General features: G+C 73.4%; 13 protein-coding genes. 5 read left to right on the forward strand and 8 right to left on the reverse strand.

The genetic code is table 11. The features are described 5' to 3' along the window. The first annotated feature begins 20 nt into the window (after positions 1-20). Positions 21-674 carry a bifunctional 4-hydroxy-2-oxoglutarate aldolase/2-dehydro-3-deoxy-phosphogluconate aldolase gene (gene eda / locus J2N69_RS10135; protein WP_230900438.1) on the forward strand — a complete coding sequence of 218 codons (654 nt, stop codon included), beginning with the start codon at positions 21-23 and terminating at the stop codon, positions 672-674. Between the two features lie 38 nt (positions 675-712). Here eda and J2N69_RS10140 read toward each other — a convergent pair whose 3' ends face one another. From J2N69_RS10140 to J2N69_RS10150, 3 genes are read right to left on the reverse strand one after another with little or no spacing between them, the layout of a single operon-like run. Next, positions 713-2,161, reverse strand: coding sequence for a bifunctional RNase H/acid phosphatase (locus J2N69_RS10140; RefSeq protein ID WP_230900439.1), 1,449 nt, complete (start codon positions 2,159-2,161; stop codon positions 713-715). Between the two features lie 12 nt (positions 2,162-2,173). Beyond that, on the reverse strand, positions 2,174-2,917 hold the full coding sequence (locus J2N69_RS10145; protein ID WP_194138277.1) for a zinc ribbon domain-containing protein: 744 nt from the start codon (positions 2,915-2,917) through the stop codon (positions 2,174-2,176). Continuing rightward, complete coding sequence (locus J2N69_RS10150) at positions 2,914-3,765, reverse strand: Nif3-like dinuclear metal center hexameric protein (protein WP_230900440.1); 852 nt, start codon at positions 3,763-3,765, stop codon at positions 2,914-2,916. The genes J2N69_RS10145 and J2N69_RS10150 overlap by 4 nt, the downstream gene beginning before the upstream one ends. 350 nt (positions 3,766-4,115) lie before the next feature. Here J2N69_RS10150 and J2N69_RS10155 point away from each other — a divergent pair, with 350 nt between their 5' ends. Both J2N69_RS10155 and J2N69_RS10160 read left to right on the forward strand, forming a co-directional pair. Beyond that, complete coding sequence (locus J2N69_RS10155) at positions 4,116-5,174, forward strand: hypothetical protein (protein ID WP_230900441.1); 1,059 nt, start codon at positions 4,116-4,118, stop codon at positions 5,172-5,174. Positions 5,175-5,208: 34 nt separating this feature from the next. Next, complete coding sequence (locus tag J2N69_RS10160) at positions 5,209-5,439, forward strand: hypothetical protein (RefSeq protein WP_230900442.1); 231 nt, start codon at positions 5,209-5,211, stop codon at positions 5,437-5,439. Between the two features lie 109 nt (positions 5,440-5,548). Here the strand turns inward: J2N69_RS10160 and J2N69_RS10165 are convergent, their stop codons facing one another. From J2N69_RS10165 to J2N69_RS10175, 3 genes are all read right to left on the reverse strand, one after another. Then, complete coding sequence (locus J2N69_RS10165; RefSeq protein WP_408056696.1) at positions 5,549-6,493, reverse strand: 3-oxoacyl-ACP reductase; 945 nt, start codon at positions 6,491-6,493, stop codon at positions 5,549-5,551. A 16-nt stretch (positions 6,494-6,509) separates the two neighbouring features. Then, positions 6,510-7,586, reverse strand: coding sequence for a Zn-dependent alcohol dehydrogenase (locus J2N69_RS10170; protein WP_230900444.1), 1,077 nt, complete (start codon positions 7,584-7,586; stop codon positions 6,510-6,512). Between the two features lie 85 nt (positions 7,587-7,671). Then, complete coding sequence (locus tag J2N69_RS10175; RefSeq protein ID WP_230900445.1) at positions 7,672-8,526, reverse strand: MaoC/PaaZ C-terminal domain-containing protein; 855 nt, start codon at positions 8,524-8,526, stop codon at positions 7,672-7,674. Positions 8,527-8,795: 269 nt separating this feature from the next. Between J2N69_RS10175 and J2N69_RS10180 the strand changes: the two genes are divergently transcribed. Further along, positions 8,796-10,016 (forward strand): sensor histidine kinase, encoded by a 1,221-nt coding sequence (locus J2N69_RS10180; RefSeq protein ID WP_230900446.1) that lies wholly within the window; start codon positions 8,796-8,798, stop codon positions 10,014-10,016. Then, positions 10,013-10,618 carry a response regulator transcription factor gene (locus J2N69_RS10185; RefSeq protein WP_230900447.1) on the forward strand — a complete coding sequence of 202 codons (606 nt, stop codon included), beginning with the start codon at positions 10,013-10,015 and terminating at the stop codon, positions 10,616-10,618. Before J2N69_RS10180 ends, J2N69_RS10185 begins: the two co-directional genes overlap by 4 nt. Here J2N69_RS10185 and J2N69_RS10190 read toward each other — a convergent pair. Further along, entirely contained in the window at positions 10,615-12,066 is a 1,452-nt protein-coding gene (locus J2N69_RS10190) for an MFS transporter (RefSeq protein ID WP_230900448.1), read from the reverse strand. The genes J2N69_RS10185 and J2N69_RS10190 overlap by 4 nt on opposite strands. Before the next feature lie 242 nt (positions 12,067-12,308). Continuing rightward, positions 12,309-13,502, reverse strand: coding sequence for a lipid-transfer protein (locus J2N69_RS10195; protein ID WP_230900449.1), 1,194 nt, complete (start codon positions 13,500-13,502; stop codon positions 12,309-12,311). Between the last annotated feature and the right edge of the window lie 171 nt (positions 13,503-13,673).

The raw sequence follows: 13,673 nt of genomic DNA on the forward strand, positions 1-13,673 counted from the left end.
ACGCCGTGCAGGATGCCTGCATGGCCCGTATCTCTTCGCCGCCCACGCCGCCCACGCCCTCGCCCTCCGTGCTGGACCTCGCCCCCGTCGTCCCCGTGGTCGTCGTGGAGGATCTCGCCGACGCCGTGCCGATGGCGCGGGCCCTGGTCGCCGGGGGCCTGCCCGCGATCGAGGTGACGTTGCGGACGCCGGTCGCGCTCGACGCGATCCGGGCCATCGCCGCCGAGGTGCCGGACGCGGTCGTCGGCGCCGGCACGGTCATATCGACGCGGAACGTCGAGGACTCCGTGGCGGCCGGCGCCCGTTTCCTCGTCAGCCCCGGCTGGACGGAGTCACTGCTCGCGGCGATGCGGGGGTCCGGGGTGCCGTTCCTGCCCGGGGTCTCGACGGCCTCGGAGGTCGTGGCGCTGCTGGAACACGGCGTGAGCGAGATGAAGTTCTTCCCCGCGGAGGCCGCCGGCGGGACCGCCTACCTGAAGTCCCTCGGCGGCCCGCTGCCGCAGGCCCGTTTCTGCCCGACCGGCGGCATCACGGCCGACACCGCGCCGAGCTATCTCGCGCTGAAGAACGTCGGCTGCGTGGGCGGGAGTTGGATGCTGCCGTCCGACGCGGTGGCGGCGCGGGACTGGGCCCGCGTGGAGTCCCTGGCCCGGGAGGCCGCCGCCCTGCGGTGACACGAAGTGGCATGTAGGGATACGTGACGCTGCGCGAACTACCGCAGATGCGACGTGTCGTTCAGGAGCCGTACCGAGGCGTTGCCGTCGGCGTAGTAGGCCACCGCGGAGACCGAGGCCGCCGCGAGTTCCATGCGGAACAGGGACTCCGGTGGGGCGCCGAGCGCGAGCCGCACCAGCGTCTTGATGGGCGTGACGTGCGTGACGAGCAGGACCGTGCGGCCCGCGTACGCCGAGCTCAGCCGGTCACGGGCGGCCGCCACCCGGCGGGACACCGCCGCGAACGACTCACCGCCCGGCGGCGCCGCCTTCGGCGAGGCCAGCCAGGCGTTCAGCTCCTCGGGGTGGCGCTCGCGCACCTCGCCGAAGGTGAGCCCTTCCCAGGCACCGAAGTCCGTTTCGCGCAGGCCCTCTTCGAGGTGGACGTCGAGTCCGAGGCGGGCGGCGACGGTGCGCGCGGTCTCCTGGCAGCGCTTGAGCGGCGAGGAGACGATCGCCTGGATCGTGCCGCGCGCCGCGAAGGCGGCCGCCGCGCGCTCGGCCTGCTCGCGCCCCACCGCGGACAGCGACGGATCGGTGCCGCCGCTCCCGGAGAACCGCTTCTCGGGCGTCAGCGGGGTCTCACCGTGCCGCAGCAGTACGAAGGTGGCGGGCGCCCCGAGGTCGGCGGGGGCCGCCCAGCCGACGGGCGGGGTCCGCACCGCGCTGCTCGCCGCACGCCGGTCGGCACTCTCGCCCGAGGCCACGGCCTCACCGGCGCCGCCCGTCACTTCACCAGCAACCGCAGCCACGTCACCGGCCACCGCAGTCACGTCACCGGCCCCACCGGTCACCTCACCGCCCACCGCAGTCACGCCACCGGCCACACCAGTCACGCCAGCCCCAAGAACCCCGTCAGCCCCAGCCGACACCGCCGCCGAAGGCTTCGCCCCCGCCAACGCCGCCCGCGCCCGAGCCGCCCCCGCCGCCGCGTCCCCCGGCGGCCCCGACGGCTCCGGTGGCCCCGCAACGGCGGCGGCCGACCGGGCCGCCCTCGCGTCCAGTTCCGCCGTCGACGCCGACGGCGACCACGCCACGCCCCGCTTGCCCGCGTCCATCGCCTCGTTCGCGAGCCGGTCCGCGTGCTTGTTCCGCTCGCGGGGAATCCACTCGTACGTCACCTGGTCCGCGGGGAAGACCCGCGCCGCCTCGGCCGCGAGCGGCCGCATGTCGGGGTGCTTGATCTTCCAGCGGCCCGACATCTGCTCGACGACGAGCTTGGAGTCCATGCGGACGTGGACGGAGGCCGCCGGATCGAGCCGGTGGGCCGCCTTCAGGCCGGCCACCAGGCCCTTGTACTCCGCGACGTTGTTCGTCGCGACGCCGATGTACTCCGCGGCCTCCATCAGGGTCTCCCCCGTGGCCGCGTCGATGACCACCGAGCCGTAGCCCGCGGGCCCCGGGTTGCCCCGGGAGCCCCCATCGGCCTCGACGATGAACTCGCGCATGGAGCGGGGTCCTTACAGGCCGGACTCGGACGTACGGACCAGGATGCGGCGGCAGTTCTCGCACCGTACGACGGTGTCCGGGGAGGCCGCCTTCACTTCGTTGACCTCGGTGATGTTCAGCTCCAGGCGGCAGCCCTCGCAGCGCCGCTGGTAGAGCTTGGCCGCGCCGACGCCGCCCTGCTGCGCGCGGAGCTTGTCGTACAGCTTGAGGAGGTCGGCCGGGATGGAGGCCGCGACGACCTCGCGCTCCTTGGTGGCCGTGGCCGTCTCGCGGTCCAGCTCCCCGGCGGCGGCGTCCCTGCGGGCCGTCGCGTCGTCGATCTTCGACTGGATCGAGGAGACCCGCTCGGTCAGCTCGGCGACCCGCTCCTGCGCGGACTCGCGGCGCTCCATGACCTCCAGGACGACGTCCTCCAGGTCGCCCTGGCGCTTGGCGAGCGAGGCGATCTCGCGCTGGAGGTTCTCCAGGTCCTTGGGGGACGAGACCGCGCCGGAGTCCAGCCGCTGCTGGTCGCGGGCCGCGCGCTGGCGGACCTGGTCGACGTCCTGCTCCGCCTTGGTCTGCTCGCGGGCGCAGTCGCCCTCCTCGGTCGTCGCGGCGACGAGGAGGTCGCGCAGCTGCGTGAGGTCCTTCGTCAGCGACTCGATCTCGGCGTGCTCGGGAAGGGACCTCTTCTTGTGCGCGAGCTGCTGAAGGCGGGTGTCCAGGGCCTGGACGTCGAGCAGTCGGATCTGGTCGGCGGGCGCGGCGTTCAGTTGGGGGCTCCTGTTGAGTTCGGGGTTGAGGCCGCGTGGGCGGTCCAGGGGTCGGTGACCGTGTGCGAGACGTGGACGCGAAGGCCCCATCCGTTGCGGTCGGAGATCTGATCGAGCTGGGCTGCGGCCAGCTCGCACCAGGGCCACTCGGTGGCCCAGTGGGCGGCGTCGAGCAGCGCCAGCGGGGTGCGCTCGCGGGCCTCGGAGGCCGGGTGGTGGCGCAGGTCGGCGGTGAGGAAGGCGTCCACACCGGCGGCGCGCACGTCGTCGAAGAGGCTGTCGCCGGAGCCGCCGCTGACCGCGACGGTGCGGATGAGCGCGTCCGGGTCGCCCGCGGCGCGGATGCCCTGCGCGGTGGCGGGCAGCCGCTTCGCCGCGCGCTCGGCCAGCTCGGCGAGGGTCAGCGGGTGTTCGAGCTCGCAGATCCTGCCGAGCCCGCGGCGGCCGTTCCGGTCGGTGGGGTCCGGTACGAGGGGGCGTACGACCCGCAGGTCGAGGGCGCCCGCGAGCGCGTCGGAGACGCCCGGGTCGGCGCGGTCGGCGTTGGTGTGCGCGACGTGCAGCGCGACGTCGTTCTTGATGAGGTCGTGGACGACGCGGCCCTTGAAGGTGGACGCCGCGACCGTCGTCGTACCGCGCAGGTAGAGGGGGTGGTGGGTGACCAGGAGCTGGGCTCCGAGCCGCACCGCCTCGTCGGCGATCTCCTGGACCGGGTCCACGGCGAACAGGACCCGCGAGACCTCCGCGTCGGGGTCGCCGCAGACCGTGCCGACCGCGTCCCAGCTCTCGGCCAGATCGGCGGGCCACAGGGCGTCGAGGGCGGCGATGACTTCAGACAGACGGGGCACGGGGAAAGGCTACCTTCCCGCTGCGCTCGGCATGTCGTGCGTTGCTCACCGTGGTCCGGCGGCTACGGAACGCCCCATAGGGGGCGGGGCCCTGGCCCGGCTGCGGACGCGTCCGCCCAATTCTGCGCAGGCGCGTCTGCCGCGTTCCGAGCAGAGGCGTCCGCGGCTCGTCCGTGGTTGCTCGCGCAGTTCCCCGCGCCCCTGACGGGGCGGACCGCCCCGCGCAGCACAACCGTCCCCGCCGCCTCAGGTCATCCGGGACATCTCCACCCTTCTGTGTGAAGCGGACAGCCGTGCACCCCACGTCAGCGCGTACGAACCTAGCGTCGAAGGCGGAGGTGACACCGACCATGACAGCGGCAACGATCACGGTGGACGGTTCCTACGCGGCGCGGCTCGCACGACGGGGTGACTCCTGGTTCCCCGAGCGCTGGACCCTGGACTCCCCCGAGCCCTACGCGGTGCCGCTCGCCGGCCGGCAGCCCGAGGAGCCCGGCACCGAAGTGCTGCCGCTGAACGACGGCCGCGTCCTCATCCACCGCCTGGTGGACGGCCGCCACGCCTTCGCCCTGCTCTACCCGACGGGCCCGAGGACCGGCGAGATCGCCCTCGGCACCGTGGAGTGCGCGGGCGGGCTGAGACTGCTGCCGCCCGCCCCGGACGGCACCCGCGCCTACGCCCTCGCGGTCGGCGCCCGCTCGACGGACGTATGGCTGGTGGCGGGCGGCTCCTTCGGGCCCGAGCACGTCGCCGAGGTGCCGGGGCGCTGTTCGGGCGGCGTCTGGCTGGACCGCACGGGACGGCTCCTCGCCCTGGACCGGGAGTCCGCCGGGTGCGTCAAGACGGTGGCGGTCGACCTCGAGCGGGGCGGCGAGGTGTCCCCGCTGCTCCAGATCGCCGAGGGGAGCGACGACCGGCTGCTGCTCGCCGACGCGGACAGCGGCCTGCTCCTCATCCGTTCGAACGCGCCGGGCCACGACCGGCTCGGCTGGGGGGTGCTCGGCGGTACGCGCCCCGTCCGCTTCCCCGAGTCGCTGCGGCTCGCGGACTGCGCGGTCACGCCGTTCGCGATCCAGCCCGGGCAGACGCTCCTCCCGGAGGGCTGCGCGGTGGCGCTGCGGATCGACGGGGCGGCGGGCACCTGGCTCGGCATCTGGCGCCCCGCCGAGCGGCGCATGCGGCAACTGCCCGCGCCCGAGGGCTGGTTGGCGGGCGCGGGGCGCTGGACACCGGACGGCGTGCTGCGCCTTCCGTACGCGACGCGGGCCGTGCCGTGCGGTGTCGCGCGGGTGACGGCGCCTCCGCAGGAGCTGCCGGACGCTCCGCCGCTCACCCCGGCACCGCCCGTCGCGCCCCGGCCGGTGCCGCTGCAACAGGCGCCCCTCGGCGGGCGGGTGGCGGCCGGTTAGACTCGCCCGGCTGTACGAAGGATCTTCTTACGGGGTGAGCAGAGAGATGTCGACCGAGGCCATAACGAGGACGCAGACGGGGACACCGGCGGGGTCGCAGACCGAGCCGCAGTGGGAGACCCCGTGGGAGACCGACCCGCGGCAGGCGAGGGCCGCCGCCGCGACCACGCGGTCCGGCGCCGGCAGGCACCGCGGGCCGGTGGCCGAGCACGACGAGGCCACCGCGCCGAGGGGCCGCCACCGCAAGCAGCCGTCGGACTCCTGACGCACCGCACCACGCGCCACCACGCGCACCGCGTCACGGGAAAGCCCCGCCCAAGGCCGCCACAAGCGGACCCCGGGCGGGGCTTTCCTGCGTTTCCACCAAGAACCGCCTACCCCCGTTTCAGGCCGAGTATCTCGGCCGCCGCGAACGTCTCGGACGGGGGGCGCGCCGCGTAGTACGGCGAGATCAGCTCGTCCAGCTCCTCGAAGGTGAACGCCTCCTTCGCCGCGTCGAACTTCGCCGCCACCTTGGGACGTTCGACGATCGCGACCATCCCGCCGTGCACGACGAGCAGCTGGCCGTTGACGCGCGCGGCGGCGGGCGAGGCGAGATAGCCGACCAGCGGCGCCACGTGTTCGGGCGCGAGCGGGTCAAGCCGACCGTCCGCCGGCTCCTGGAAGCCCCGGAAGACGTCCTCGGTCATCCGGGTCCGCGCGCGCGGGCAGATCGCGTTGGCCGTCACGCCGTATTTCGCCAGCGCCAGCGCCGTCGACGTCGTCAGACCGACGATGCCGCCCTTCGCCGCCGCGTAGTTGGGCTGGCCCGCGGACCCGGCGAGGAAAGCCTCCGAGGAGGTGTTCACGATCCGCCCGTACACCGGGCCGCCCGCGGCCTTGGAGCGCGCGCGCCAGTGGACGGACGCGAAGTGGGTGGTGTTGAAGTGGCCCTTGAGGTGGACGCGGATGACCGAGTCCCACTCCTCCTCACTCATCGAGAAGATCATCCGGTCCCGCAGGATGCCCGCGTTGTTGACCAGGACGTCGAGCTTTCCGTAGGTGTCGACCGCCAGCCGGACCAGGCCGCGGGCCTGCTCGTGGTCCGCGACGTCGCCGGTGTGGGCCACGGCCCGCCCGCCCCCGGCCCGGATCTCGGCGGCGACCTCCTCGGCGGGCGCCGCCGACGCCTCGCCGGAGCCGTCGCGCCCCGGCTGCCCGAAGTCGTTGACGATGACGCTCGCGCCGAGCCGGGCCAGTTCCAGGGCCTCGGCCCGGCCGAGCCCGCGGCCCGCGCCGGTGACGATCGCGGCCAGGCCCTCGAGTGGCGGTGACTGCACAGACATCGGCGTCCTCTCAGATCTCGACGCACGTACGCAGGGAGGTCCCGGTCCGCATCTGGTCGAGGGCCTCGTTGATCTCGGTGAGCCGCACGCGGTGCGTGATCAGGTTCGCCAGGTCGATGCGGCCCGCCCGCCAGAGCGCGATGGCCCGCTCGTACGACTGGACGACGTCGCCCCCGCCGTACAGGGAGGGCAGGATGCGCTTCTCGTCGAAGAACAGCTCGAACATGTTGAGCCGGAGGTGGTCGTCCATGGCACCCGCGCCGACGACGCACAGCGTGCCGCCGCGCCGCGTCGTCTCGTACGCCGTGCGGGCCGTGGCGGACTTGCCGACGACCTCGAAGACGTAGTCGAAGCCCTCACCGGCGGTGATCCGCTGCTTGGCGTCGGCCAGTTCGTCGGGCGCGACCGCCTCCGTGGCGCCGAAGGTGAGCGCCGCCTCCCGGCGCGAGGCGACCGGGTCGACCGCAACGATCTGTGCCGCGCCCTTGAGCCGGGCACCCTGGATCGCGCAGATGCCGACGCCGCCGCAGCCGATGACGGCCACCGATGAACCGGCCCGCACGTCGGCGGTGTTGATGGCCGCGCCGAGCCCCGTGGTGACCCCGCAGCCGATGAGCGCGGCGATGTCGAAGGGCACGTCGTCCGGGATCGGCACGGCGCACCGGGCGTCGACGACGACCTCCTCGGCGAAGGTGCCGGTGCCCGCGAAGCCGAAGACGTCACCGCCGGGGCGCTTGAAGTTGGGGGTGCCCGCGTTCAGGAAACCGGCGAGACAGAGCTGGGTCTGGCCGCGCCTGCAGGCGGGGCAGGTGCCGCAGGCGGGGAGCCAGCAGAGGAGGACCCGGTCGCCCTGCGCGTGGCCGCTGACCCCGTCACCGACGTCGAGGATCTCGCCGGCGCCCTCGTGGCCGGGGACGAAGGGCGCGGGCTGCGGCAGCACGCCGTTCATCGCGGAGAGGTCGGAGTGGCACAGGCCGGTGGCCCGGACCCGTATCCTCACCTTGCCCGGCCCGAAGCCCGACGCCTCGACGTCGTCGAGGACTTCGAGCTTGTCCTGGCCTGTCTCGTGCAGTACGGCTGCGCGCATGGTGCGGCTCCTCTCGCGTACGAAGCTCCGGAAGCGGCCTGAAGCGACACGAAGCGGCTCGGCTCGGGGCGCGTCCCGAAGCGGCTCAGACGTGCTCGACGACGGTGTCGGCGAGGACCGGCGCGTCGTCCCGTTCGACCGCCGTGACCGTGGCCTGGACGCGGCCCTCGGTGCGCCACATGCGGATGCGCAGGGTCTCGCCGGGGAAGACGACCCCGACGAAGCGGGTGCCGTAGCCGCGCACCCGGGACACATCGCCGTCCAGTTGTGTGTCGACGACGGCCTTGAGGGTCATCCCGTACGTGCACAGGCCGTGCAGGATCGGCCGGTCGAAGCCGGCGAGCTTCGCGAACTCGGGGTCGGCGTGCAGCGGGTTCCAGTCGCCGGAGAGGCGGTAGAGCAGCGCCTGGTCCTCGCGGACGGGGCGCTCGACCTCCAGGTCGGGGTGGCCCTCGGGGGCGGGCAGCCGGGTGGAGGGGCCGCGGTCGCCGCCGAAGCCTCCTTCGCCGCGTACGAAGATCTGGGCGTCGCTCGTCCACAGCGGGCCCTCGGCGTCGGCGGCCTCGGAGCGCAGGACGAGGATCGCCGCCTTGCCCTTGTCGTACACCGCGGCGACCTTCGAGCTGGTCACGGCCTTGCCGTTGACGGGGATGGGGCGGTGCAGCGTGATGGTCTGGCCGCCGTGCAGCACCGCGGCGAGGTCCACGTCGACGCCGGGGGCCGAGAGGCCGCCCATGATGCCCATGCCGGCGCCCGCGACGGTGGCGAAGCTGGGCAGGACGTGCAGGCCGGACTCCAGCGTGTACCGCAGTTCGGCGGGGTCGGTGGCGGGGCGCCCCGCGCCGAGGCCCAGGTGGTAGAGCTGTACGTCCTTGTGGTCCCAGCTGATCTCGGCGGTCCGGGGTTCGGCGGCCACGGCCTTCGCGGCGTCAATGGGCATAGGGTGGCAGCTCCTTGGGCTCCTTGACCGGCGGCAGAAGACCTCGGTGAGGCCGTCCGCACCGTCGACCGCACCGAGGTCGCGACAGGGCCGTTCTAGAACGCGTTCCAGTCCGGCGTCCCATGTATAGCCGAGCCCCGGGAAGTTGTGAAGGCTCCGGACGCGTGCCGCCTGACGCGACGTCAGTTTCGTCGGTGTGACATATGTACCGGCCGCTTCCGTACAACCGGATCTGCCGCCGCCCCGCCCCGCTCCGTACCGTCGTCACCATGGACAGCAGCAGAGAGGCCCGCGCCGAGGGCCGGATCGCGTACGCATGGCGCGGACAGTGCCCGCGAAAGGGCGGCGGGGGCAGGAAGGGCATCGAGGTACCCGGCCCGCCGCCCACTGGCTTCGTCCTTTTGCCCTGGCTCCTGATGGGCCTCGGCTCCCTATCCCACCTCCTCCAGGGCAAGGCCCCGAACCCGTGGATCGGCGGCGTCGGCCTCCTCGCCTTCAACTCGCTCTACGTCCTCCTGGCCTTCCGCGCCTTCGACAGGAACCGGCGAGAGGCCCGCTCCACGCGGGTGGCTCTCGCCGCGCTCGGCCTGCTGACCGTCGCCCTCGCCGCCGGCTACGGCGGCAGCTGGCTGCTCTTCTTCCCCCTGCTCGGCCTGGCCGTGGGCGCCGTCGTGCGTGGGCGGGGCCTTGGTCCCCTCGGCCTCGGAGTGAGCGCGCTCGCGGGCGTCGTCGGCGGGTTCAGGGACGGCTGGGGCGCGGTGGGCATCGTGTACGGCACGTTCCTGTCCACCATGGTGACCGCCGCCATCCTCTCCCTGTCCGAGGCCGTCCACGAACTGCGCGACACCCGGGAGGAGCTGGCCCGCGCCGCGGTCGAGAAGGAACGCCTCCGCTTCTCCCGCGACCTGCACGACCTGCTCGGCCACACGCTCTCCGTGATCGTGGTCAAGGCAGAGGCCACCCGGCGTCTCGCCCCCCGCGACCTGGACGCGGCGCTCGGCCAGGTCACCGACATCGAGTCCGTCGGCCGGCAGGCGCTCACCGAGATCCGCGAGGCCGTCACCGGCTACCGCGAGGGCAGCCTCGCCACCGAACTCGACCGGGCCCGCGACCTCCTCGCCGCCGCCGGGATCGACGCCGAGGTCCACCAGTCCGGACCGCCCCTCCCCCCGCGTACGGCGGCGCTGCTGGGCTGGGTGGTCCGCGAGTCCGCCACCAACGTCGTACGGCACTCGGGCGCGCACCGCTGCGAGATCGAGGTCACCGGCACCACCGAGCGGACCCGCCTGGTGATCACGGACGACGGCCGCGGCGTAGGCTCGGGAACGCCCGGCAGCGGGCTGAGGGGCCTGGGCGAACGCCTCGCGGCGGCTGGCGGCTCCCTCATCTCGGGTCCGGCGCCCCGCTCCGGCTTCCGGGTCACCGCCGAGCTGCCGGTCGTTGAGACGGCCCCGGCGGGCGTACAGGCACACAAGGAGCGCACCCGATGATCAGAGTCCTGCTCGCCGAGGACCAGGGCATGATGCGGGGCGCGCTCGCCCTGCTGCTCGGCATGGAGGAGGACATCGAGGTCGTCGCCCAGGTCGCCGCGGGGGACGAGATCGTCGACGCGGCCCTGGCCGCCCGCCCCGACGTGGCGCTGCTGGACATCGAACTGCCGGGCCGCAGTGGCCTGGACGCCGCCGCCGACCTGCGCGAGGAGTGCCCCGACTGCCGGGTCCTCATCCTCACGACCTTCGCCAGGCCCGGCTATCTGCGCCGCGCCATGGAGGCGGGCGCGGCCGGGTTCCTCGTCAAGGACGGGCCCGTCGAAGAGCTGGCGGAGGTGATCCGCGGGGTGCTGCGGGGCGAGACCGTCGTCGACCCCGTGCTCGCTGCGGCCGCGCTCAGCGCCGGACCCAGCCCGCTGACCGGCCGCGAGACGGATGTCCTCAACGCGTCGGTGGACGGCGCCACGGTCGCCGACATCGCGGGCAGGCTGCACCTGTCGGAGTCGACCGTGCGCAACTACCTCTCGGCGGCCATCGGCAAGACCGGCACCCGCAACCGCGCGGAAGCGGTGCGGGAAGCCCGGCAGCGCGGCTGGCTCTAGACGGTGTCCCCGGCCGCCGCCCGCTGTGTCCGCGGCATCCACAGGAGCAGTACCACCACGCCCGCCAGCAGGATGAAGCCGCTCGTGCGGAACGCCATCGCGTAGCCGTCCGTCAGGGCCTGCCGTGACGTCGAGCCGTCCATCCGCGCCGCCGCGACCGTGGAGAGCACCGCGAGGCCGAGCGCGCCGCCCATCGTGCGGGAGGTGTTGATCAGGCCCGAGACGAGTCCGGCGTCGCCGGGTGCCGCCCCCGAGGTGGCCAGCGAGGCGAGCGGGGTCGTGGCGAGGCCCGCGCCGAACATCATCACGATGCCGGGCAGCATGATCGAGGTGACGTACGCGCCGTCGACCGTCATCGTCGACTGCCAGCCGAAGCCCGCGGCGGCCACCACGATGCCGAGCACGGAGACGTTCTTCGCGCCGAGCACCGGCATCACGCGCGGCGCCAGCATCGAGCCGAGGACGATGGTGAGCGAGGACGGGATGAGGGCGAGGCCCGCCTTCAGCGGGGAGTAGTCGAGGACGTTCTGGGCGTACAGCGTCATGAACATCCACATGGCGAACATGCCGCCGCCGCAGACGAACATCGCGGCGTTCGCGGCCGACACCGACCGCACCTTGAACAGCTTCAGCGGCATCAGCGGCACCTTCGTGCGGGCCTCCACCACGAGGAACGCCCCGAGCAGCGCGAGCCCGGCCACCAGCGGCACGAGGGTGGCCGCCGCCGTCCAGCCCTTCTCCTCGGTCTGCACGATCCCGTACGCGAGGGTGGCGAGCCCGGCCGTGACGAGCACCGCGCCCGGCACGTCGAGGCGGCGTGCCTGGCCCGCCCTGCTCTCGGTGAGCCAGGCGAGGCCCGCGACGATCACCAGGGCGCCGATCGGTACGTTGATCAGGAGCACCCAGCGCCAGGAGAGCAGGTCGGTGAGGACCCCGCCGACCAGGCCGCCGGCCGCGCCGCCGCCCGCGCCGACGGCCGACCAGACGCCTATCGCCCGGATGCGGGCGGGGCCCTCGGGCACGGCGGAGGTGAGGATCGTCAGCGTCGACGGCGCGAGGATCGCGGCGCCGAGGCCCTGCACCGCCCGCGCCGCGAGCAGCTGCCACTCGGCCTGCGCGAGGCCGCCGCCGAGGGAGGCGGCGGTGAAGAGGCCGAGCCCGAGGAGGAACATCCGCTTGCGCCCGAAGAGGTCGCCGGCCCGGCCGCCGAGCAGCATGAAGCCGGCGAAGGCGATGGAGTAGGCGTTGACGACCCATTGCAGCCCGATGGCGCTCATGCCGAGGTCGGCGCGCATCGAGGGCAGCGCGGTGTTCACCACCGACACGTCGAGGACGACCAGGAACTGGCCGGCGCAGGCGGCGAGCAGGACCGCCCACACCGGGGCGGACTTCTTCGGCGGGGCGGTGGCGGCGTCGGGCGTGTAAGTGGTGGAGGGCGTCTGGACCATGACAGCCATCCTCTCAAGCCGCGCAAGCCGCACGCATCGGAAATTGGCTGCACGCGCCTGGGCCGAAGGGCCTAGGACTCCGGGCCGCCCGCCCCGAAGGCCGCCGCGACACGCGCCTGGAAGCCGGGGCCAGCCCGCGCCTCTGCCTGCCGACGCAGCGAGCCCGACACCCCAGAAGCCCAGAGCAGCCCAGGCCCCACACCATGCCGCCGCAGCGGCACCCGGACCCCGAATCCCTGCCCCTATCTCCGCAGCAACGTCACCACCGCCGCCCCGCCCAGCCCGATGTTGTGCGCGAGCCCCACCCGCGCCCCCTCGACCTGCCGCGCCCCCGCCTCGCCCCGCAGCTGCCAGGTCAGCTCCGCCGCCTGCGCGATGCCGGTCGCGCCGAGCGGGTGGCCCTTGGAGATCAGGCCGCCGGAGGGGTTCACCACCCAGCGCCCGCCGTACGTCGTGGCGCCGCTCTCGACGAGCTTCCCGGACTCGCCGGGCGCGCAGAGGCCCAGCGCCTCGTACGTCAGGAGTTCGTTGATGGAGAAGCAGTCGTGCAGCTCGATGACGTCCACGTCCGCGATGCCGAGCCCCGACCCCTCGTACACCTGGCGCGCCGCCGCCCGCGTCATCGGCTGTCCGACGGCGTCGACGCACGAGCCGGAGGCGAAGGACTCGGCGGTGTCCGTCGTCATGGCCTGGGCGACGATCTCCACGGCACGCTCCGCCAGGCCGTGCCGCTCCACGAACCGCTCCGAGACGACGACCGCGGCGGCCGAACCGTCCGAGGTCGGCGAGCACTGGAGCTTGGTGAGCGGCCGGTGGACGGTCCGGGCGGCGAGGACCTCGTCGATGGTGTACGCGTCCTGGAACTGGGCGTACGGATTGTTCACCGAGTGCCGGTGGTTCTTGGCGCCGACCGCCGCGAGCTGGGCCTCGGTCGTGCCGTACGCCTCCATGTGCTCGCGCGCCGCGTTGCCGAAGATCTGCGCGGTGGGCGGGGTCCTCTCGAAGCCGTGCCGGGCGGCCATGATCCCGTAGTGGCGGGCCACCGGCGACGCCTTGAAGTCCGCCCCGTCGCCCCCGCCCCCGCCCCCGAGCGAGCCGCGCGCCATCTTCTCGAAGCCGAGCGCGAGCACGCAGTCGGCGATCCCGCCCTCGACGAACTGCGGGGCCATCATCAGCGCGGTCGATCCGGTCGCGCAGTTGTTGTTGACGTTGTAGACGGGGACGCCGGTCAGGCCCAGTCCGTAGACGGCGCGCTGCCCGGCGGTCGAGGGCTGGAAGCAGTAGCCGACGGCGACCTGCTCGATCCGGTCGTACGCGATTCCGGCGTCCTCCAGGGCCTTCGTGCCCGCCTCCTGCGCCATGTCCCAGTACTGCCACGCACGCGTCTCGGGCTTCTCGAACCTGGTCATGCCGACACCGACGACATAGCTCTTCACGAAGCGCTCCCCTTCAGCCACACGGCAGGCCGAGAATCCGCGACAGGGTAGAACACGTTCCATCTCGATGGAAGACTGACGAGGCGTCAGGCCACTCCCTCCGCCCGGGCCGGCGGCGAGTCGGTCAACAACAGGTCAAGGCTTCCCCTCGTACGACATCCATCGGAATAG

The sequence above is a fragment of the Streptomyces huasconensis genome (genome assembly GCF_021028635.1).
Classification (GTDB): Bacteria; Actinomycetota; Actinomycetes; order Streptomycetales; family Streptomycetaceae; genus Streptomyces; species Streptomyces huasconensis.